Origin of the sequence: Egicoccus sp. AB-alg2 (assembly GCF_041821065.1) — a bacterium.
Taxonomy (GTDB): Bacteria; Actinomycetota; Nitriliruptoria; order Nitriliruptorales; family Nitriliruptoraceae; genus Egicoccus.
This window is the reverse complement of record NZ_JBGUAX010000006.1, coordinates 46,459-64,895: the sequence shown is the minus strand read 5'-3', so window position 1 is coordinate 64,895 and position 18,437 is coordinate 46,459. Positions and strand designations below refer to the sequence as shown.

19 protein-coding genes are annotated in these 18,437 nt (G+C 72.7%); 14 read left to right on the top strand and 5 right to left on the bottom strand.

Translation table 11 applies throughout. The features are described from left to right. Positions 1–37 precede the first annotated feature (37 nt). Complete coding sequence (locus ACERM0_RS12555) at positions 38–367, bottom strand: hypothetical protein (protein WP_373678946.1); 330 nt, start codon at positions 365–367, stop codon at positions 38–40. Between the two features lie 139 nt (positions 368–506). Between ACERM0_RS12555 and ACERM0_RS12550 the strand changes: the two genes are divergently transcribed. The 5 genes from ACERM0_RS12550 to ACERM0_RS12530 all read left to right on the top strand — a co-directional run bounded on the left by ACERM0_RS12550 (position 507) and on the right by ACERM0_RS12530 (position 2,937). Continuing rightward, positions 507–1,079 (top strand): RNA polymerase sigma factor, encoded by a 573-nt coding sequence (locus ACERM0_RS12550; RefSeq protein ID WP_373678945.1) that lies wholly within the window; start codon positions 507–509, stop codon positions 1,077–1,079. Then, on the top strand, positions 1,072–1,503 hold the full coding sequence (locus ACERM0_RS12545) for an anti-sigma factor (RefSeq protein ID WP_373678944.1): 432 nt from the start codon (positions 1,072–1,074) through the stop codon (positions 1,501–1,503). The genes ACERM0_RS12550 and ACERM0_RS12545 overlap by 8 nt, the downstream gene beginning before the upstream one ends. A gap of 129 nt (positions 1,504–1,632) precedes the next feature. After that, on the top strand, positions 1,633–1,989 hold the full coding sequence (gene gvpJ / locus ACERM0_RS12540; protein WP_373678943.1) for a gas vesicle protein GvpJ: 357 nt from the start codon (positions 1,633–1,635) through the stop codon (positions 1,987–1,989). Between the two features lie 50 nt (positions 1,990–2,039). Next, on the top strand, positions 2,040–2,285 hold the full coding sequence (locus tag ACERM0_RS12535) for a DUF2277 domain-containing protein (RefSeq protein WP_373678942.1): 246 nt from the start codon (positions 2,040–2,042) through the stop codon (positions 2,283–2,285). After that, entirely contained in the window at positions 2,278–2,937 is a 660-nt protein-coding gene (locus ACERM0_RS12530) for a YigZ family protein (protein ID WP_373678941.1), read from the top strand. The genes ACERM0_RS12535 and ACERM0_RS12530 overlap by 8 nt, the downstream gene beginning before the upstream one ends. A gap of 13 nt (positions 2,938–2,950) precedes the next feature. Here ACERM0_RS12530 and ACERM0_RS12525 read toward each other — a convergent pair whose 3' ends face one another. Continuing rightward, positions 2,951–3,448 carry an Lrp/AsnC family transcriptional regulator gene (locus ACERM0_RS12525; protein ID WP_373679257.1) on the bottom strand — a complete coding sequence of 166 codons (498 nt, stop codon included), beginning with the start codon at positions 3,446–3,448 and terminating at the stop codon, positions 2,951–2,953. Positions 3,449–3,674: 226 nt separating this feature from the next. Beyond that, positions 3,675–6,614, bottom strand: a complete 2,940-nt coding sequence (locus ACERM0_RS12520; RefSeq protein ID WP_373678940.1) for a M14 family zinc carboxypeptidase — start codon at positions 6,612–6,614, stop codon at positions 3,675–3,677. A 362-nt stretch (positions 6,615–6,976) separates the two neighbouring features. Between ACERM0_RS12520 and ACERM0_RS12515 the strand changes: the two genes are divergently transcribed. From ACERM0_RS12515 to ACERM0_RS12495, 5 genes are all read left to right on the top strand, one after another. After that, positions 6,977–7,819: a glucose 1-dehydrogenase gene (locus ACERM0_RS12515; protein ID WP_373678939.1), complete on the top strand. Its 843-nt coding sequence runs from the start codon at positions 6,977–6,979 to the stop codon at positions 7,817–7,819. 3 nt (positions 7,820–7,822) lie between these two features. Continuing rightward, the gene (locus tag ACERM0_RS12510) at positions 7,823–8,770 is read left to right on the top strand and encodes a PfkB family carbohydrate kinase (protein ID WP_373678938.1); all 948 of its coding nucleotides are present in this window, start codon (positions 7,823–7,825) and stop codon (positions 8,768–8,770) included. Continuing rightward, positions 8,767–9,609: a 5'/3'-nucleotidase SurE gene (gene surE / locus ACERM0_RS12505; RefSeq protein WP_373678937.1), complete on the top strand. Its 843-nt coding sequence runs from the start codon at positions 8,767–8,769 to the stop codon at positions 9,607–9,609. The genes ACERM0_RS12510 and surE overlap by 4 nt, the downstream gene beginning before the upstream one ends. A 103-nt stretch (positions 9,610–9,712) precedes the next feature. Next, positions 9,713–10,306 carry an NADPH-dependent FMN reductase gene (locus ACERM0_RS12500; protein ID WP_373678936.1) on the top strand — a complete coding sequence of 198 codons (594 nt, stop codon included), beginning with the start codon at positions 9,713–9,715 and terminating at the stop codon, positions 10,304–10,306. A gap of 61 nt (positions 10,307–10,367) precedes the next feature. After that, entirely contained in the window at positions 10,368–10,757 is a 390-nt protein-coding gene (locus ACERM0_RS12495) for a PLDc N-terminal domain-containing protein (protein ID WP_373678935.1), read from the top strand. A gap of 39 nt (positions 10,758–10,796) precedes the next feature. Here the strand turns inward: ACERM0_RS12495 and ACERM0_RS12490 are convergent, their stop codons facing one another. After that, positions 10,797–11,486, bottom strand: coding sequence for an O-methyltransferase (locus tag ACERM0_RS12490; RefSeq protein WP_373678934.1), 690 nt, complete (start codon positions 11,484–11,486; stop codon positions 10,797–10,799). Positions 11,487–11,685: 199 nt separating this feature from the next. Here ACERM0_RS12490 and ACERM0_RS12485 point away from each other — a divergent pair, with 199 nt between their 5' ends. From ACERM0_RS12485 to ACERM0_RS12475, 3 genes are all read left to right on the top strand, one after another. After that, positions 11,686–13,332, top strand: a complete 1,647-nt coding sequence (locus ACERM0_RS12485; protein ID WP_373678933.1) for an ATP-dependent DNA helicase RecQ — start codon at positions 11,686–11,688, stop codon at positions 13,330–13,332. Between the two features lie 115 nt (positions 13,333–13,447). Continuing rightward, positions 13,448–14,296 carry an ABC transporter ATP-binding protein gene (locus ACERM0_RS12480; RefSeq protein WP_373678932.1) on the top strand — a complete coding sequence of 283 codons (849 nt, stop codon included), beginning with the start codon at positions 13,448–13,450 and terminating at the stop codon, positions 14,294–14,296. Further along, positions 14,289–15,764 (top strand): ABC transporter permease, encoded by a 1,476-nt coding sequence (locus ACERM0_RS12475; RefSeq protein ID WP_373678931.1) that lies wholly within the window; start codon positions 14,289–14,291, stop codon positions 15,762–15,764. Before ACERM0_RS12480 ends, ACERM0_RS12475 begins: the two co-directional genes overlap by 8 nt. A gap of 51 nt (positions 15,765–15,815) precedes the next feature. On the opposite strand, the gene ACERM0_RS12470 is transcribed toward ACERM0_RS12475, so the two are convergent. Next, positions 15,816–17,324 carry a hypothetical protein gene (locus tag ACERM0_RS12470; RefSeq protein ID WP_373678930.1) on the bottom strand — a complete coding sequence of 503 codons (1,509 nt, stop codon included), beginning with the start codon at positions 17,322–17,324 and terminating at the stop codon, positions 15,816–15,818. 73 nt (positions 17,325–17,397) lie between these two features. On the opposite strand from ACERM0_RS12470, the gene ACERM0_RS12465 reads away from it, so the two are divergent. Then, positions 17,398–18,432, top strand: coding sequence for a glutathione S-transferase family protein (locus tag ACERM0_RS12465; RefSeq protein ID WP_373678929.1), 1,035 nt, complete (start codon positions 17,398–17,400; stop codon positions 18,430–18,432). Positions 18,433–18,437: the final 5 nt, after the last annotated feature.

Genomic DNA, 18,437 nt, shown 5'->3' with positions numbered 1-18,437 from the left:
GGAACGCTCGGGGCACGCCCGGTCGCGCCGATCGCCGTCAGGCCGCGCGGACGCCGGCGGACGCCTCGGTGGCGACCGGCGGTTCACCGGCGCGGTGGGCCATGGCGCCGACGACGGTGCGCACGAACTCGCCGGTCGCGATCAGCACGACGCCCGTCATCAGCGGGTGCAGCCACTCGGTGCGCAGTTCCTGGCCGAAGGCGGCGAACACGGAGTAGTCCAGCCCCCAGGCCAGGGCGGCGGCGAACAGCACCGCGACACTGCGGGTCAGCGCGGCCGGCACCCGGACGGGCACGAGTTCGTCGACGGCGGACAGGACCACCGACAGGCCGAGCGCGAGTGCGACGAGGACGACGAAGGGGTACATCGAGGTGCTCCTCTGCCCCGGTGCGGGGCCTCCCGGCGAGCCGTGGTGACTCGCTCACCTGGTTGGACCACGGCGGTGGGCGTTCGGTTACACCCGATCTGGTCGAGGTTGCGCGGTGGCGGCCGGGCGGTGGGCGAAGATGCCGTCCGTGGACGTCGACCCCGACCTGGTGCGTGCGGTGCAACGCGGCGACGCGGGCGCCATGGATGCGCTCGTGCGGGCGACCTACGCCGAGGTGTACGCGACGTGTCGGCGGCTGCTGGGCGACCCGGCGGATGCCGCGGACGCCACCCAGGAGGTGTATCTGCGGGTGACGCGGTCGGTGCTCGGGTTCCGTGCCGAGTCGGCGTTCGGGACGTGGCTGCATCGAGTCGCGCTGAACGTCTGCGCGACCATGCTGCGCCGGCGCGGGGACGGCCGTGCGCGCGGGCAGGTGGCCGGGTCCAGCGCGTTCGCCCCCGACGAGCACGTCCACGACCAGGTCGACACGGCGGACGCGGTCGCCGATCGCGACCATGCGCGCCGGGTCGCGGCCGCCATCGAACGGTTGCCGCCGGCTGCCCGCGACGTCGTCGTCCTGCGCGACGTGCACGGGCTGTCGACCAAGGAAGCCGCCGGGCTGCTGGGCCTCAGCGAGAGTGCCGTGAAGGTCCGCCTGCACCGGGCGCACGCCCGCCTGCGGGCCCTGCTCCACGAGGTCGACCGTGTCTGAACCGACGAGCCGGATCTGCCGCGAGGTGCAGACCCACCTGCCCGACTTCGTCGACGGCACGCTGCCGCGCTGGCGACGCCGGCTCGTGGGCCGCCACGTCGCCCGATGTGAGGCCTGCGCAGCTGCCCTGCGTCGACAGCAGGAGGTGGCGGTGGGACTGCAGGCGCTGGGCGAAGCCACCGCGGACGCGACGCCACCGGTGGCGCCGCCGGAGTTGTTGGACCGCCTGCTGGAGACGGTGGAGCGACCCGGGATGCGGGGCCGTGCGGCCGCCCCCGCGCGCGCTGCCGTCAGCGGCGCGCGGCCCGCGCTGTCCGCGACGCTGTTGGTGATCGCCGCGGCCGCCGGCACGGCCGTGGGGTACGCGGGGCTGCGCGGCGCGCGCGCCATCCGCCGACGGGCCGGTCACCAGGAACGCGCCTGAATCGCGCGATACCGCGAGCGCAGCGACCATCTGCGGCTCGACCCCCGCCCTTCGGTCGTCCGCGTCCGTGCTCCACCCTCCCGGCTTCAGGTGAACCTCAGCGTCTGCCCCGAAGCCAGGACCACACCGATGACGACCGTCGCCCGCCGCCCCGCCTCCGGAACTCTCGCCGAGGTCATCGACATCATCCTCGACAAGGGCCTCGTCATCGACGCCTACGTCCGCGTCTCGCTCATCGGCATCGAGCTGCTGACCGTCGACGTGCGGGTCGTGGTGGCCAGCGTCGACACCTACCTCCACTTCGCCGAGGCCACCAACCGGCTCGACCTGCGCGGTCAGGCCGAGGAATACGACGCCGACATCACCGACTTCACCACCGGCTTCGCCAAGGAGAAGGCGCGCGGCATCACCAGCGGAGCCATCGAGGGCGTGCGCGAGGGCTTCCACCGCAGCTTCCACCGCGACGAGGCGCGCGCCTCCCGCTGAGCGGTGTGCCCGCCGCGACGGTCGGACCAGCTCGGCGTATGCTCGGCGACATGTGCCGAAGCATCCAGCAACTGCGCGGCGCCGAGCCGCCCGCCACCGACGTCGAGGTTCGCGACGCCGCCCTGCAGTACGTCCGCAAGATCAGCGGGTATCGCGTCCCCTCGGCCACCAATCAGGAGGCCTTCGACGCCGCCGTCACCGAGATCGCCTCGGCGACGCGCCGGCTGCTCGACGACCTCGTCCTCGCGCCGGGTTCCAAGCCCGCACAACCCGTCCAGCGCCGGCTTCGTGCCTGAGGGCGATCCCCTCGACACCATCGCGAACGCGGTCCGCACCGAGTCGGTCGTCAAGGCGTCCCGGTTCGTCGCCGACCTCGTGCCCGTGGCCGACCTCGAAGACGCCGAGGCGGTGATCGCCGAGGTCCGCCGCGAGTTCCACGACGCCCGTCACCACTGCACGGCGCTGGTGGTCGGCGACGACGGCGGCCGTCAACGCTCCAGCGACGACGCGGAGCCGTCCGGTACCGCCGGCGCGCCGATGCTGGCCGTCCTGCGCGGGGCCCGACTCACGGACGTCGTCGCGGTCGTGAGCCGCTGGTTCGGCGGCACGCTGCTCGGCACCGGCGGCCTCACCCGCGCCTACGGCGGTGCGGTGGGCGATGCCGTCGCTGCGGCCAGCCGCGTACGGCGGCGGCGCATGGAGCGCGTCGCCCTCCGGGTCGGTCACGAAGCCGCCGGCCGCCTGGAACACCGGCTGCGCACCTGGGCCGACCTCACCGGCGGCGCGGACGTCGCCGCGGGGGTCTACGGCCCCACCGGTGCCGTCTTCGAGGTCGCCACGCTGCCCGAACACCGTGACGCGCTGCACCAGCTGCTGGCCGAGCTCGGCATCCCGTACGACCTCGAGGACCTCGGTACCGAGGTTCGCCGGCTGCCGGTCGAGCCGTGACCGCCCCGCGCGGTCAGCACACGCGCGCGGGCGACGCCACCGGCGGTGTCGACGCCGCCAGCAGGTCGGCGTCCGTCCCGGCCAGCTCGTCGAGCACCAACAGCGTCCGGGTCCGGCGCACCTCCGGCATGCGCTGCAGACGCTGCAGGACGACGTCGCGAACCGTGGCGACGTTCGGGGCTCGCACGATCAACAGGGCGTCGTGCTCGGCGGCCAGCAACGCGCAGTAGGCCACCTCGGGCATGGCGCGGAACACGCCCAACGCGCCGCTCCAGCGATGCTGGTCGAGGGTCACCACGATGTGCGCGGTCACCTGCAAGCCGAGGCGGCCGGGGTCGAGCCGTGCCGAGAACCCGGTGATGACCCCGCTGGTGCGCAAGCGCTCGATGCGTGCGTAGGCGGCCGCACGCGAGACGCCGGCCCGCTCGGCGACGCCGCGGACCGACATCCGCCCGTCCTCGCACAACAGCCCCAGGATCCGCCGGTCGGTGGCGTCCAGTTCGACCGGCACGCTCGCGGGAGGCGGCGGTCGCCCGGGCGCAGGTACCTCGACGAGGTCGTACTGCACTCCTGTGGCGCCCACCGGCGGTCCTCCCTCCCCCGCCCCGCTGAAGTCTCACTGAATCAGCGGCGGGACGGAAGTCCCTGGGCGGGACGCGCACCCGGGTGGGGCGACCGGCCGCGGAGCGGCGCCGACCTCGCGGTCGGCGCCGCCCCGGTTCTAGCCACGCCGGCGGTCACCGGATCGTGATCTTGACCTGGCGGAAGTTCTGGCCGTTGCCGTCGGGCTTGTAGTTGCCCTCGACGTTCCCGCGCACGTCCACCGAGAACCAGCGCACGGTCGTGGAGGAGTCGATGGTGATCGACGCCTCGGACTGGCGCGGGCCCTGGTACTCGAGCTTGGGCGAGTCGTAGGTCGGGCGGCTGCCGTCGAGCGTGTAGTACACGTCGGCGGGCTCGTCGACCTGGAAGGTGAACTTCGTCGGGCCGGGGAAGGTCGTGCCACCGGGCGTGAGCTGCGACTTCGGCGGCACGGTGTCACGGGCGTACATCCGGGCCACCTCGAGCATGCCGATCAGTCCGTTGGAGAACTCCATGGTCTGTTCGTAGCCCTCGGCGAACGGCGGCGTGAAGCCGTTGCCGATGGTCACCCATCCGGTGTTCGCGGCGTTGCGCCGCGACGCGCCGACCTCGAACGACCATGCGAAGATGCCGCGGTTGTAGAAGTGCTCGTCACCGGAGTTGCCGGCCGCGCTGTACAGCACGTCGCTGATCGGGCCGACCCGCGAGTCCCAGATCACGGTCCCGCGGTGCTCCTTGATGCGGTTGAGGATGTGGTCCGACGCCTCGTAGAAGAAGCGCTCGGTGCCGTAGCTCGGTCGCGGCAGGGAGACGCGGCCGCTGGAGATGTACGCACCCGGCGCCCACATGAAGTAGCCGCCGTGGCTGTGGATGTTCATCGAGAACTTGATGTTCGGGAACTGCTCGGTCAGCCACACCTCGTTCTTCGACTCGGGCTCCGACAGCTCCGAGGGACCCGCGAAGGTGTCGCTCGTGCAGCTGGTCGACGCGCCGGCGTACCCGTCGAAGAGGCTGCCGACCGTGAAGTTGCGGTTGAGGTCGACGCCCCAGGTGTTGCGGGCGAGCAGGTCGTTGTTCTGACCCTCGCCGCAGTAGCGGACCATCGTGCGCCGCTGCAGGGCGAAGTCGTGCATGGAGTAGTGGGTGCCGTCCGGGTTGATCGACGGGACGATGAAGATGTCCAGGTCGTTCACCATCCGACGCGTGTTGTCGTCGTTCTCGTAGTTGCGCAGCAGCCGCTCGGCGGTCTCCACCGCCACCAGCGGCGTCGCCCATTCACGGGCGTGCTCCTGCGAGTAGGCGAACACGCCCGTGCGGGAGCCGTCGCGGTGACGTCCGATGCGCAGCACCTTGACCGTGAACGGCTCGCGCGACACGGAGTCGGGCGCGAGGAGGTAGTCGTCGAACTGGATGCGTGGCGTCGGTGCCACCACCGCCGTGCCCGCGTTGTTGCGGTAGCGGTACGCCCGGACGAGCTGGCTCGCCTCCGGGTGCGCGTTGATGGCGTCGCGGACCTGGACGGCCGTCGACGTGCGCGCGCCGGCGGCGTTGGTCGCCAGGCTGATCTGGATGTGGTTTCCGGAGACCGACACGCTCAGCGGCGAGTTCGGCGCCCCCGGGTCGACCGCCTGGATGGTGAGGTCGTTACCGCCCTCGTGTCCGTAGGCGATCGTGTCGAGGGTGACGCGGGCGTTGTTGTTGACCGCGACCCCCGGGATGATCCGGCCGGTCGAGGCGGCCAGGTGGTCCTTGATCAGGTTGCCGTCGGCCTGCGAGATCATCACCGTGGAGATCGCCGTGCCGGGAAGTGCCGTCCCACCCGGTGCCGTCGGCGCTCCCACCACGTTGTTCACGATGACGACCGCGACCGCGCCGGCGTTCTGGGCGTTCAGGGTCTTCTCCGCGAACGTGCAGTTGCCGCGGTCGACCAGGGCGATGGCGCCGGCCGGGAAGCCGACGAAGTCGCCACAGCCTTCGGTCGGCAGCGAGTCGGGGAAGGTGGTGGACACGGGCGCGTTCGCCACGGCGAAGCCGGTCGCGGCCGCGGGCACGCCCGCTGCCGGCACCGCCGGCCCGTAGCTGGCCGCGGCATAGGTGTAGTCGCCCGCCGCGGGACCGGTGGTCACGGAGACCCGGTTGCCGGCGGGGTCGAGCAGCGCCATCGCGGGGCGGCGGTAACCGTTGCTCTTGTGGGGCAGTTCGATGATCTCGGTCAGGTGGGGGAACTCGGCGGCGAGCGCCTCGATGCGCGCCTGGCTCTCCGTGGCGTCGAGGTACTTGTCGATGAAGCTGGACTGGTAGGTGTCGCTGCTGTCGACCGGGGCGCCGGGGCCCTTGCGGTCGGTTCCGGTCATCACCTGGCGGACGGCGACCTCGCGGCTACCGATCACCTCGCCCGCGAGGCGGCTCTCCACGCGCATGCGCGTCGGCGGGTTCGCCGTGGTGATCAGCACCGGCGAGTTGGCCCGGTGGAACATGTACTGCCCGGCGTCGACGAACCGCGACAGGTTGAAGCTCTGGGTGCCCGGCGCGCCGATCTGCGTGCCCTCGCCGGCGTCGAACGTGACGTTGATCTGCACCTGCGACGACGCGCGTCCCGCCTCCGACCAGACCTCGATCTCCAGGAAGCGGCCCTGGCTCGGGTCCTCGTACCACTGCGCCCGCTGGATGCGCAGCTCGTCGCCCTCGTCCTCGGCCTCGGCGAGCGCCACCTCCTGCGCGGCGGTCATCGCTGCGTACTCGGCCTGCAGCCCCTCGGCCTCGGTCTGGGTGATCAGCGTCTCGCCGATCGTGACCCTCCTCATCGCCTGCAGTTGCTTGCGCTGCTCCTTGGTCACGATGACGTGGGCCTCGACCCCGCCCTCCACGTCGTGGACGTCCTCGCCGACGTCGAACCCGAGCGACCCCAGTTCGCTCAGGGTCTCCCGGTCGGGGACGACCACCTCGACGATCTCGGGGTACTCGACCTCGGTCTCGCCGGCGACGAACCCCTCGTCGGGGTCCTGCGCTCCCGCCATCGTCGGCACCAACAGCGTCGCCACCAGGCCGGCTCCGGCCAGGCCGACCACGGACCTTCTCCACCGCATGCGCGCCATGCGCGTCGCCTCTCTCTCCGGGCGCAGGAGGACGCGGCGGCCGGATCACGGCCGCACTCCCATGGAGCCCCGGTCGGCCCCACACGCTCCCACGCGCACGGGTTGGTAGCAGCGGGGATGGCGGGCGGCCGGGGACTCGGGCGCCACGCTGGACGCTTTGTCGGCGGCGGGCCGCCGGACCGGCCAAGCGTCCAGCCCGACCCGGACGTGTCGGCCGCCGGCGAGCCCGGGATGTCCAGTCGAGCACCACCAGGTCGGTGAGAGCGGGGTGGGGGCGGGCCGGTCCACCGCGCCGGATCCGGCCGCAGGCTCTTGCGGGACCGCACCAGCCGGCCCGCAACGACCCGACGGAAGAGATGCGCATGAGCAACCCGCCCGCCCAGTCGCAGCCCTACCCGGGCCGCGAGGACCAGCTGCGTCCGCTCGCGGACCACGGGGAGTCGTCCTATGAGGGCAGCGGCCGCTTGCAGGACAAGAAGACGATCATCACCGGCGCCGACAGCGGGATCGGGCGCGCCGTGGCGATCGCCTTCGCCCGTGAGGGCGCCGACGTGCTGATCAGCTACCTCGACGAGCACGACGACGCCAAGGAGACGGCACGCCTGGTCGAGGAGGCAGGTCAGCAGGCGGTGCTCGTCGCCGGCGACCTCGCCGACCCGCAGGTCTGCCGATCCGTCGTGCAGCGCGCGGTCGACGAGTTCGGCCGACTGGACGTGCTGGTCAACAACGCCGCGTTCCAGATGGCTCGGGACGACATCACGGAGATCCCCGACGAGGAGTGGGACCGCACCTTCCAGGTCAACATCACGGCGATGTTCCACCTGTGCAAGGCCGCCGTGCCCCACCTCGAGACGGGGGCGTCGATCATCAACACGGCCTCCATCCAGGAGGACCAGCCGTCTCCACACCTGCTGCCGTACGCGGCGACCAAGGCGGCCATCCTGAGCTTCACCGGCAACCTCGCGAAGATGCTCGGACCCCGAGGCGTCCGCGTGAACTGCGTGGCGCCGGGACCGATCTGGACCCCGTTGATCCCGGCGACCCTGCCGGAGGAGATGGTGGAGGGCTTCGGGTCCGACACACCGTTGGGCCGCGTCGGCCAGCCCGCCGAGCTGGCACCTGCGTACGTGCTGCTCGCCTCCGACGAGGCCAGCTACATCTCGGGGGCGAACCTGCCGGTCACCGGCGGCAAGCCGATCATCTGACCCATGGCCGAGACGATCGCGGTCTTCGCGCCGTCGGTGTGGGTGACGGTCACCATCGAGCAGGACGCGCTCGGCGAGGACGACGTGCACCTGCACGCCGGCGGGCAGGGCATCTGGATCGCGCGGATGCTCCGGCAGCTCGGCCAGCAGCCCGTCGTCTGCGCCCCGGTCGGTGGTGAGAGCGGCCGCGCGTTCTGCGGCCTGACCACCGACTGGGGCATCGAACTGCAGGCGGTCGACACCTCGGCGGCGTCGCCGGTCGAGGTCGCCGACCGCCGCGACCGTGACGAGCGGCAGACGCTGGCGCGCAGCCGCCCGCCGGTGCTGACCCGCCACGAGGTCGACGAGCTGTACAACCGCACGCTGGAGACGGCCCTGGCGGCGGGGACGTGCGTGGTGACCGGGCAGTTCCCGGACGCCCGGTCGCTCCCGACCGACTTCTACGGCCGGCTGGCGGCGGACCTCGCCCGCTACGAGGTGGCCGTCGTCGGGGACTTCCACGACGTGGAGCTGGCCGAGTTCCTGGATCACGGCCCGCTCCGGCTGCTGAAGGTCAGCGACGGCGACCTCGCCGGTGATGGCCTGCTGGAGCAGGGCGATCGCAGCGAGGAGGGTGCCCTGGCGGTGACGCGCGACCTGCAGCGGCGCGGGGTCGAGGCGGTCGTGCTGTCGCGCTCGGACCGGCCCGTGGTGGCCAGGTTCGGGGACGCCGTGTACCGCGTCAGCGGCCCGGAGTTGGAGAAGGTCGACTCGCAGGGCTCCGGCGACTCCATGACGGCGGTGTTCGCGGCCGGGGTCGCCTCGGGCCTCGACGTCGAGCCCATGCTCGCCCGCGCCTGGGCGGCCGGCGCCGCGAACATCACCCGCCGGGGCAGCGGCGGGGCGAGTCCCGGCCTCATCGACGAACTGCTCACCCGCGTCGACGTGCAGCGCCTGGAGGAGACGTCATGAGCGACGAACCGACCTCGCGCCACCACCGCGAGGGCAGCATCGAGGTGGACGCGACCGTCGTCGAGCGGCGTGCGGGCCGCATCCTGGTCACCAACGACGACGGGATCGACTCGCCCGGTCTGCGGCTGCTCGCCGTCGCACTGGCCGAGCGCTTCGGTGACGTGCTGGTTGCCGCGCCGTCCAGCGACCTCAGCGGGACCGGCACCGGCATCGGCCGCTACGACCCGGACGTCGGGGTCGGGCTGCGACGACGGGACGTCGACGGGGTGGAGGCCTACGCCCTCGACGGACCGCCCGGGCTGGCCGTGATGGCGGCGTCGCTGGGCGCGTTCGGGCCGGCCCCCGAACTCGTGGTCTCCGGCGTCAACGCGGGCATGAACACCGGCCACTCCGTGGTCCATTCCGGCACGGTCGGCGGCGCCCTGACCGCCGCCACGTTCGGGGGCAGCGGCCTGGCCGTCAGCCTCGACGTCGACCGCGTCGACGAGTGGCCGTGGGCGACGGCCGTCGAGGTCGCCGTGCAGGCCACCGCGTGGCTGCTGACGGCCCCGGCCCCCTCGGTGCTGAACGTCAACGTGCCGGGTCTTCCCCACGACCGGCTGCGCGGCGCGCGCTGGGCTCGCCTGGACCGGTTCGGCTACTTCAACCTCGCCTCCGCCGACGTGCAGGGCGAAGCGTTGACCATGGAGGTGACCGACCGCAGCTCCGGCCTGGACCCGGACTGCGACACCGCCCTGTGCCTCGACGGGTGGGTGACGCTGACCGCCCTGACGTCGGTCGAGCACGGGCCCGCACCCGACGTCGACGCAGCCGAGGTCGTCAAACTGTCGGCCGGCTGACCTCCAACGGCGCGGAACTTGACCTCGACCTACGTCGAGGTCCTACCGTCCCCTGCGTGCGCCGGGACCGAACCCCATGCCCCCGCCGCACCGAGGAGTCCGCATGCCGTCTTCCGTCGACCGGTCGACCGCCCCCACCCTCGTCGACGCACGCGAGGCACCGCTCGACCTCGCCGTCGTGCTCGCCAGCACGCCCCGGGGCCGCACCGGGCCACGCATCGCCGACTGGTTCCTGGGGCAGCTCGGCGCGTGGGACGGGTTCGCCGCGGAGCTGATGGACCTGGCCGACATCGGGGCCGATCCCGACCGTTTCCGCAAACTCGTCGACGGCGCCGATGCCGTCGTGCTGGTGGTGCCCGAGTACAACCACAGCTTCCCCGGGCCGCTGAAGACGGCGATCGACGCGCTGCGCCGGGAGTGGTTCGCCAAGCCGGTCGGCGTGGTCAGCTACGGCGGCGTGTCCGGCGGCCTGCGGGCGACCGAGCAGCTGCGGTTGGTGCTCGCGGAGTTGCATGCCGTCGTCGTGCGGGAGACCGTCAGTTTCCATGGCGCCGACGCGTTCGACGCCCAGGGGCGCCCTCGGGAACCCGGCGTCGCCCCCGCGGCGGACCGATTCCTGACCGTGCTGGCCTGGTGGGCCCGGAATCTGCGTCAGGTGCGCCGCCACGACCCCTACCCGCCATTGGGATGGATCTGAACTCCACACGCGACGCGCCGGGTCGTACCATCGAGACGACGACGGCGGAAGGAACGCGGGCATGTGGTTCGGCCTCGTCACCCTGGCGCTGTTCGCGTTCACGTTCTACTGCCTGCTCGACGTCGTCCTGACCGACGAGCGGGAGATCCGCAATCTGCCGAAGGTCGTGTGGGCGCTCCTGGTGGCGCTGGTCATCGGTCTCGGCGGGCTGCTGTGGCTGTACGCCGGCCGTCCGTCGCGCTCCGGCGCGTCGCCCGGCGGCGGGCCGGCCGCCTCACCAGGTCGGGATCCCGGGCCGGGCCGGGGACCCCGTGGGCCGCGGCCGTCCGGCCCCGCTCCGACTGACGGCGCCTCGGGGCCCCGGTCGGCGCCGCGGGGTCCCGACGACGACCCGGAGTTCCTGCGCCGGCTCGACGAGCGTCTCCGGCGGCGCGACGACCGCGACGGCTGACGTCCGCTCGCCCGCGCCGGTCGGAATCCCCCGGAGCGCTCAGGCCTGGCGTGTCGCCAGCGCGACGCCGCCGTCCACCGGGAGCACCGTCGCCCGGAATCGGATGTCGTCCACCAGGTCCGCCAGGAACCGCTGGGCGGGCGCCGGCCCCACCTCGTCGGCGACGAGCCCACGGGCGAGCAGGATCCCACCCGGCCGCAGCAGCCGCCGTGCGTGGCCCAGCACGGCGTGCGGGTCGTCCACGGGCACCTGCCAGAGCAGCAGGTCGTAGCCGCCGTCGGTGAGGCGTGGCAGCACCGTGGCCGGCTCACCGTTGATCGAGCGCACCCGCGAGCCCGCCCCGACGTCGCGGTAGGCGGCCATCGCCAGGCCGTGGGCGTGGCCGTCGGGCTCGATCGAGGTGAGCACCCCGCGCTCGGGCAGGGCCTCGAGCAGCGTCAGACCGGAGATGCCGCCCGCCGCGCCGACTTCGACGGCGGTGCGTGCACCGCAGGTGACAGCGGCCCACCGCAGCAGCGCGGCGACCGCGGCATCCGGGGCCTCGACCTGGCCGGCGAGGCGTTCGCGCGCCCCTCGGACGCCGTCGGATTCCGGCAGATCGGTCGTCAGGAGCGGCCGTGACGGGGGTTCCGGCGCGGTTTCCGCATTGGCGGCCGCCGGTGGTTTCAGGCCGGGGTCCGAGGTGCCGAACAGGGCATCGACACCCGGCAGACTCGCTCGACGGTTCATCTGTCGCCTCCCTGGGCCGCTCCGCACGGCGGTCGCGTGCCCGAACGGTAGCCCTGCTGGCGGGCGACAGCCCACAGCCCGCCCCGGCGCGGCCGGTCGTCCTTCGCCGGTGGCGGTGCGGCCCGGCCGGCGGGGGGCACGGCATCGTGCACGACCGGCCGCCCATCCGGGGCCGCCGGGGACACCTCTGGAGACCTCCGTGCCCGCACCGTCGGCGGACCCCACCCGCACCGGCGTGATTCGCCTCGCCGCCAAGGACCTGCTCGAGCACGACCGCCTTCGCCCGGGTCAGAAGGAGGCGGTGCAGGCCGTCGTGGGCGGCCGGGACACGCTCGTCGTGCTACCGACCGGTTCGGGCAAGTCGGCCATCTACCAGCTCGCTGGTGAGCTGATCGACGGGCCCACCGTGGTCGTCTCGCCGCTGATCGCCCTGCAGGCCGACCAGGTCCAGTCCATCGCGGAGCACGACCGGCTGGGGGAGGCGGTGGCGCTCAACTCGACGCTGCGGGCGGGGGAGCGGCAGGAGGTCTTCGACCGGCTGGCCGCCGGCGAGGTCGAGTTCGTCTTCCTCGCGCCCGAGCAGCTGGCCAACGCGGACACGGTCGACCGGCTGCGCGACACCGGGGTGCGGCTCTTCGTCGTCGACGAGGCGCACTGCGTCAGCGAATGGGGGCACGACTTCCGCCCCGACTACCTGCGGCTGGGCAGCGCCATCGCGGAGCTCGGGCACCCCACGGTGCTGGCGCTCACGGCGACGGCCGCACCGCCGGTCCGCGAGGAGATCGTCGAGCGGCTCGGGCTACGTGATCCCGAGCTGGTCGTACGCGGCTTCGACCGCCCGAACATCCACCTCGAGGTCCGGCGCGTCCACGACGAGGACGTCCAGCGCCGGGCCGTCGTCGCCGAGGTGGTGGCCTCCGAGGCGCCCGGCATCCTGTACGTCGCGACCCGGCGGGAGGCGGAGCGCTACGCCGAGGACCTGCGCGTCGCCGGCCTGCGCGCCCACCACTACCACGGCGCCATGCGGCGCGACGAGCGCGACGCGAGCCATCGCGCCTTCCTCGACGACGAGCTGGACGTCGTCGTGGCGACCCCGGCGTTCGGGATGGGCATCGACAAGCCCAACGTCCGGTACGTCCACCACGCGCAGGTCCCGGAGTCGCTGGACAGCTACTACCAGGAGGTGGGGCGGGCCGGACGCGACGGCGAGCCGGCCCGGGCGGTGCTGTTCTTCCGCGAGGCAGACCTGGGGCTGCGCCGGTTCTTCGCCGCCGGCGGCGGGATCGACGGCGAGCGGCTGGAGGACCTGGCCGTCGGTGTCGCCGCCGCCGAGGGCTACGTGGACTCGGTCGACCTGGAGGAACGGCTGCAGCTGTCGCGCACGGAGCTGACCGTCGGCCTGACGCGGCTGGAAGAGGCCGGCTTCCTCCACCTGCACCACGACGGTCGCGTGGAACAGCTCGACGACGCCCCGAGTCCCCGCGCGGCGGTCGACGCCGCCCTCGAGCGGGACCAGGCCCAGCAGCGCTACGAGGAGTCGCGGCTGGAGATGATGCGCGCGTACGTGGAGACCGACGGTTGCCGCGGGCGGTTCCTCCTCAACTACTACGGCGAGCACCTCGACGACCTGTGCGGGCACTGCGACCGCTGCAGCGCCGGTGTCCGCGACCCGCACCCGCGGGACGTGCCGTTCCCGCTCGAGTCACGTGTGCGCCACCCGAAGTGGGGGTCGGGCACGGTGACGCGCTACGAGGACGACAAGGTCGTCGTGCTGTTCGACGCCGGTGGCTACCGGACGCTCAGCGTCACCCACGTGCTCGAGCACGAGTTGCTGGTCACGGAGTGAGGGCGGTGGCCGTCCGCTGGGCGGCCTTTGGGCCAGAGAGGCGCCTTCTCAGCGCGTCCTAGGCTCCAGCCCGGTCGGACGGGGACCACCGTCCCGACCGGACGAAAGGGCCACGATGAGCACCGACGCCCTGTCACAGACCCGCGGGCTGGCTGCCGAGCGCTCGGCGGTCGTCCAGGCCGAGGACGTGTGGCGGACGTTCACGGGTGACGTGGGCGTCCAGGGGTTGTCCATGATCGTCCCCGAGGGGACCATCTTCGGGCTGATCGGGCCCAGCGGGTCGGGCAAGTCGACGACCGTGAAGCTGATGCTGGGGATGGACACCCCCGACCGCGGGGAGATCCGGGTCCTCGGCGCCGACCCGAGCGGCTTCGACTCGGACATGCGCCGCAAGGTCGGCTACCTGCCGCAGTCGGCCGCCTTCTACCCCGAGCTCTCGATGCGGCACAACCTGCACCTCATGGCCTCGCTGTACGGGCTGCCGCCGCGGTCACGGTTCCTGCCCGGCAAGCAGGCCCGCGAGGCCCGTCGCCGTATCGGCGAGACGCTGGACTTCCTCGACCTGGGGGACCGGCAGAAGGTGCGGCTGTCGAAGGCGTCCGGCGGTGAACAGCGCCGCCTGGGGCTGGCGGCCGCGCTCGTCCACCGCCCGCAACTGCTCATCCTCGACGAGCCGACCGCCGGGGTCGACCCGCTGCTGCGGCGCCGGATCTGGGACCGCCTGCAGACGCTGCGCGACGGCGGCACGACCATCTTCGTGACGACCCAGTACGTGGAGGAGGCGGCCGACTGTGACCTCGTGGCCTTCCTCGTCGACGGCCGCGTCGTGATCGTGAACACCCCGGAGGGCTTGCGGACGGCCGCCTACGGCGACCGGGTGCCCGACGAGGCGACCTTCGACGACGTGTTCGTCACGATCCTGGAGCGTTACCGCGCCGGCACGGAGGGCAACGACGATGCGTAGTCCGGTCCGCGTCGGCGCGTTCGCGCGTGGAGAGACGGTCTCCACGCTGCGCCAGCCGCGCCTGCTGCTGCTGCTGATCCTCGGGCCGTTCCTGGTCCTGTTCCTGTTCGGCATCGGTTACAGCGACGACCTGCCGCCGCTGAGCACCCTGGTGGTCGGAGCGGAGGACGAACTGACCGCCCAGGTCGACGAGTTCATTCGCACCGAGCAGCCGGCCAGCATCGACTACCAGGGCACCAGCGACGATCCCGAACAGGGACTCGCGGCGCTGCGCGACGGCGAGGTGGACCTCGTCATCGTGCTGCCGGAGAACGCCATGGCGGCGCTGGAGGCCAGCGAGCGGGCCGTCATCGAGATCCACCACCGCAGCCTCGACCCGGTCACCTACGAGCAGATCGCCGTCGCGTCCGACATCGCGGTGTCGCAGATCAACGACCAGGTCCTCGAGGAGGTGCTGGTCGTGGCGCAGCAGCGCACCGCGGACGTGGACGAGGAGATCGCGTTCGCCCGTGACCAGCTCGCCCAACTGCGCGCCAACGTCGACGACCAGGACCTGCAGGCGGCGCAGGCGACCGCTGCCCGGCTCGCCCCGCAGATGGAGCAGATGGCCGACCTGCTGGAGACGGATGGCGCACTGCTCGGGGTCGTGACCGTGCTCGGCGGCCCGCAGGACCTGCCGGCCCAGCTGCGCACCGCCGCGGACCAACTCGAAAAGCTCGCGCAGATCGACGGGGTCGGCCAGCTCGACCAGGCCGGTGCCACGCTGGACGAGATCGACCAGGTCGTCGCGCAGGTGCAGGGCATCGACGCCGAGGTGGCCGTCCGCCCGTTCGCGATGCAGATCGAGGCGCAGACACCCGTCGCGATTGCGCTGGACACCTACTTCGCGCCGGGGGTGCTGGCGCTGATGCTGCAGCACCTCGGCGTCACGTTCGCGGCCCTGGCCCTCGTGCGCGAGCGGCGGGCCGGGACGCTGGAGGTGCTGCACGTCTCGCCCGCCACCATGGGCGAGCGGCTGGCCGGCAAGACGCTGGCGTTCCTGCTGCTGGGCGCAATCGCGGCCACCGGGCTGACGGCGTTGATCGTCACCGTCTTCGGGGTGCCGCTGCCCGTGCACTGGCTGACGTTCATCGGGTTGCTGGCGATGACCCTGGTGGCGTCGATCGGCATCGGGTTCCTCGTCGCGGCGGTGTCACGGACCGACTCGCAGGCCGTGCAGTTCTCCATGCTGCTGCTGCTCGCGACGATCTTCTTCTGCGGCATGTTCATGCCGCTGGATCGCATCATGTTCCCGATGCGCTGGCTCAGCTACGCGCTCCCGGCCACGCACGGGTTCCTCGGCCTGCAGGACCTGATGCTGCTGCTGCAGCCGACCCACCCGTCGCTGTTCGTGGCCCTGGCCATCATCACCGTGGTGACCTTCGTCGCGGCGCGCCTGCTCCTGCCACGCCGGACCGAGGCGTTGTGACCCAGGGCGCCGGCCGTGCCGTCGCGCCGGCCGCGCCGCCGAGGCGGTGCCTCAGCGACGCAGACTCGCTGGCAGTCCCAGCACGGCCGCGAGCGGCAATACCGAACGGGGCGCCCAGGGCAGCCGCCACAGCCCACCGTGGGCGGCGGTGTCCGCGAACAGCGCCTGCGGGTGGGGCAGTTCGCGCTCGGGCCGCCCGGCCGCGGCCGGGTCGCGCAGGTCGCGCACCAGCAGCGCCGCCATCAACGCGTTGCTGGTCTCCGGCCGGAACACCTCGACACCGAAGTGGTGCGCGCCCGCATAGGCGGCCGCCAGCAGCCGGTTGCTGGTGACCGAGCGCGTGCTGGTGGCCGGTGCGACGTTGGCGGAGACGGCGAACCCGTCGGCGCGTGCCACCCGGAAGCGCCAGCGCGCCAACCGCTTGGCCAGCGCGTAGTTCGGTCCCTGCTGCAGCACCTGGCAGTCGGCGAGCCCGAACTGCGCGCCGCCCGGCGTCGTCATCGTCTCCTCGTACTGCGGGCGGAACCCACGGCCGCGGGTCGCCGCGCGGGCCAGCCGGTCGGCACGGCCCCCGGCCAGGCGCTCGCGAGCGGCCTCGACCGCCTCGAGCGGGGCAGCGTAGACGTCGGTCGGCGTCAACAAGCCGGCCAGTAGGGCCTGCGGCCGGCGGGCCAGCAGGCCGGTGGCGAGCACGTCCGCGGCCAGCGACACCCGTACGTTGTCGGCACCGTCGGCGTAGACGTACGTGCCGACCGCGTCGACGCCGTCGAACCCGGCCAGCCACGCGGCCACCTCGGGAAGCTCGGTGTCGAGGTCCGCACCCGCCACCACGGCCAGGGCGGCGTGGTCCTCGGGATCGACCCGGTGGCGCACCGGGACGTGCGCCCGGCCGGCCCCGTCGCGGAGCGCGCCGAGCACCCGGTCCCAGACCCGCGGGCGGGGCAGGTCGACGGGGACCACGGTCGCGTTCCAGCGCAGCAGCTGCCCGAGCGGCCCCATCTCCGAGGCGGCGCCGAGCACCACCACGGTCAGGTCGGACAGGTCCAGCCACGCGGGCTCGTCGACGACGCGGCGCACGGCCTCGGCCAGGGACGGCTCGACCACGCCCGCCGTCGTCCAGCTCTCGAGCTGCCGGCGCAGGTCGTCACCGCGCAGCAGCCGGCCGCGGTAGGGGATCTCCAGCTCGCGCGCGGGCGCCTGGCGGCCTCGCGCGGTGACCGTCTCCAGCTCGACCCGTGTCGGCAGCGCCGCCGCCTCCGCCACCGGAACCGAGGCCTCGCCGCGGTGGTAACGGAACGTCTCGTACGTGGCCTGCAGGCCAGTTCGTGGCACGGCCTCCGGCTCCGCGGTCGGGGTGGTGAGGTCGGCCGCGACCAGCTCGCGCAGCAGCTGTGCGTAGCCGGTGTGCCAGTCGCGCGCGTCGGTGATCCGTCGTCCGAGATCCGGGTCGACCGCCGCCGCGGCGGCCGAGAACACCGAACGGCCCGTCGCCGTCGTGCTACGTCGCCCGTCCACCAGGGGGAACTGCACCCCGTCGAGCGGTACGGATGGGTCGGTCATTCCTCGATTTCCCTCGTCGATCGGCCGGAGACGCTAGGCGGAACGGCCCACGGAGGCCGGTAGCGTCGGCCACATGACCGATCACACCACATCGCAGGGCACCTACGTCGAGGAGCGCTACGAGCGCGACACGCGCTACCTCGCGACACGTATCACCGCCGACGGCCGGGAGGGATGGCCGGTCGAGGCCGGCCGCTACCGGCTCGTCGTCAGCCGCGCCTGCCCGTGGGCCAACCGCGCCATCATCGTGCGGCGGCTGCTGGGCCTCGAGGACGTGCTGTCCATGGGCGTCGCGGGCCCGACGCACGACCAGCGCAGCTGGCGATTCGACCTCGACCCCGGCGGCGTCGACCCGGTGCTCGGCATCGAGCGGCTCGAGGAGGCCTACGAAGCGGCCGTGCCCGGCTACGAGCGCGGCATCACCGTGCCCGCCATCGTCGACATCCCCTCCGGCGCGGTCGTGACCAACGACTTCGCACAGATCACGCTCGACCTGTCGACCGAGTGGCGCGAATTCCACCGTCCCGGCGCGCCCGAGCTGTACCCCGACCACCTGCGCGACCAGATCGACGAGGTGAGCGAGCTGGTCTACCGCGACGTCAACAACGGCGTGTACCGGGCCGGCTTCGCCGGCACCCAGGGCTCCTACGGCCAGGCCTACGACCGGTTGTTCGCCCGCCTCGACTGGCTGGAGAACCGTCTCGCCACCCAGCGCTACCTCGTGGGCGACACGATCACGGAGGCCGACGTCCGGCTGTTCACGACGCTGGTGCGTTTCGACCCGGTCTACCACGGGCACTTCAAGTGCAACCGGTCGAAGCTGACCGAGATGCCGGTGCTGTGGGCCTACGCCCGCGACCTGTTCCAGACGCCCGGTTTCGGCGACACGATCGACTTCGTGGACATCAAGCGCCACTACTACGAGGTGCACACCGACATCAACCCGACCGGCGTGGTGCCCAGAGGCCCGGATCTGGCGAACTGGGCCAGCCCGCACTTCCGCGAGGAACTCGGCGGCCGGCCGTTCGGTGACGGCACCCCGCCAGGCCCGCCGCCGGCCGACGAGCAGGTCCCGGCCGCGCACAACCCCGCGCTGACCGGGACCTGACCGCT

Excerpts from the sequence above, each read along its gene's own strand:
- ACERM0_RS12475 (WP_373678931.1), top strand. The coding sequence starts at position 14,289 with ATGCGTAGTCCGGTCCGCGTCGGCGCGTTCGCGCGTGGAGAGACGGTC.
- ACERM0_RS12465 (WP_373678929.1), top strand. The coding sequence starts at position 17,398 with ATGACCGATCACACCACATCGCAGGGCACCTACGTCGAGGAGCGCTAC.
- ACERM0_RS12490 (WP_373678934.1), bottom strand. The coding sequence starts at position 11,486 with ATGAACCGTCGAGCGAGTCTGCCGGGTGTCGATGCCCTGTTCGGCACC.
- ACERM0_RS12515 (WP_373678939.1), top strand. The coding sequence starts at position 6,977 with ATGAGCAACCCGCCCGCCCAGTCGCAGCCCTACCCGGGCCGCGAGGAC.
- ACERM0_RS12535 (WP_373678942.1), top strand. The coding sequence starts at position 2,040 with ATGTGCCGAAGCATCCAGCAACTGCGCGGCGCCGAGCCGCCCGCCACC.
- ACERM0_RS12495 (WP_373678935.1), top strand. The coding sequence starts at position 10,368 with ATGTGGTTCGGCCTCGTCACCCTGGCGCTGTTCGCGTTCACGTTCTAC.
- ACERM0_RS12555 (WP_373678946.1), bottom strand. The coding sequence starts at position 367 with ATGTACCCCTTCGTCGTCCTCGTCGCACTCGCGCTCGGCCTGTCGGTG.
- ACERM0_RS12480 (WP_373678932.1), top strand. The coding sequence starts at position 13,448 with ATGAGCACCGACGCCCTGTCACAGACCCGCGGGCTGGCTGCCGAGCGC.
- surE (WP_373678937.1), top strand. The coding sequence starts at position 8,767 with ATGAGCGACGAACCGACCTCGCGCCACCACCGCGAGGGCAGCATCGAG.
- gvpJ (WP_373678943.1), top strand. The coding sequence starts at position 1,633 with ATGACGACCGTCGCCCGCCGCCCCGCCTCCGGAACTCTCGCCGAGGTC.
- ACERM0_RS12510 (WP_373678938.1), top strand. The coding sequence starts at position 7,823 with ATGGCCGAGACGATCGCGGTCTTCGCGCCGTCGGTGTGGGTGACGGTC.
- ACERM0_RS12520 (WP_373678940.1), bottom strand. The coding sequence starts at position 6,614 with ATGGCGCGCATGCGGTGGAGAAGGTCCGTGGTCGGCCTGGCCGGAGCC.
- ACERM0_RS12470 (WP_373678930.1), bottom strand. The coding sequence starts at position 17,324 with ATGACCGACCCATCCGTACCGCTCGACGGGGTGCAGTTCCCCCTGGTG.
- ACERM0_RS12500 (WP_373678936.1), top strand. The coding sequence starts at position 9,713 with ATGCCGTCTTCCGTCGACCGGTCGACCGCCCCCACCCTCGTCGACGCA.
- ACERM0_RS12550 (WP_373678945.1), top strand. The coding sequence starts at position 507 with ATGCCGTCCGTGGACGTCGACCCCGACCTGGTGCGTGCGGTGCAACGC.